The organism is Pseudomonas sp. F1_0610 (assembly GCF_047470865.1).
Lineage (GTDB): Bacteria > Pseudomonadota > Gammaproteobacteria > Pseudomonadales > Pseudomonadaceae > JAZDRH01.
The window spans coordinates 1-880 of sequence record NZ_JAZDRH010000078.1; the positions used below are offsets into that span (position 1 = coordinate 1).

The following is an 880-nucleotide window of genomic DNA, read 5'->3' on the forward strand; positions in this document are numbered from 1 at the left end:
TAAAATCTATCAAAAAAAATCGGCCATTCAAGATCTTTTCTTGCGGGTACAACAACTTTTTTTACTACGGAGAAAAAATTATTCATACCTATTGCCGTATCTACAGCCTCAATAAGAGGTCCACCTTGGAACCCAACTCGCATATAGCCTCCTTCATTAGTCTTCTGTTAGTGCTAAAAATCTAATATTTTTCTTATTCACAACACCGTTGGTTTTGCTTGTAATACTATCAACAATTTTATCCATTACTTTCTGATCAAGTACTAATCCTCTAGTATTTATCACAATATTCTGTTTTATTCCAGCAGGCAAATGTATATTTCGTGTATTCACTTGTTTGGATACATCATTAATAAGTGCATTGACCCTAGAAGATTTAGTCAGGTCGTAGTCTTTTACTTCAAAACCCATCTTTGTTTTTGGATCTGTCCAATCCAGACGTACGCTACCATCTGTTCCCCAAACAACCTCTTTACCATTCTTATAACTAACTTGAGGCCGGGCCGAATCTGATAATGTCTTACCGAAGTTTTGATCAGCTAATGAATTTCTCTTAAAATCATGGTTTTTCTTCTGCAGCAATTAATTATTTAGCATATCTTAAACGTTAACCACATTGAATTAGCTCTACCTCAGTATCTTCTCTTTTAAATATTTCAATATAGTAATCTAAATTATCGTCTATTCTAAGAAAGAAATGACAGCAGAGAGCATATAAAACCTCACCATTCTCCATTTCAATTGCAACACCAACCAAAGCACCACCTGCAAGTATTAAATTGAATTTTGCAATATTTCCATAGTCACTTTTAAAAATAAGACTTCCTAAATCACTTATGACAAACTCTTCAGATTCACTCAACCTAGAATATTTAAAATC

The 880-nt window shown here is 33.4% G+C and carries 2 protein-coding genes; both read right to left on the reverse strand.

The window, feature by feature from the left end; all coding sequences use genetic code 11:
- Positions 1-156: 156 nt before the first annotated feature.
- Positions 157-582, reverse strand: coding sequence for a hypothetical protein (locus VQ643_RS16275; protein WP_414201556.1), 426 nt, complete (start codon positions 580-582; stop codon positions 157-159).
- A gap of 25 nt (positions 583-607) precedes the next feature.
- Positions 608-880, reverse strand: a 273-nt coding sequence (locus tag VQ643_RS16280; protein ID WP_414201558.1) for a hypothetical protein, incomplete at its 5' end; no start/stop codon positions are given.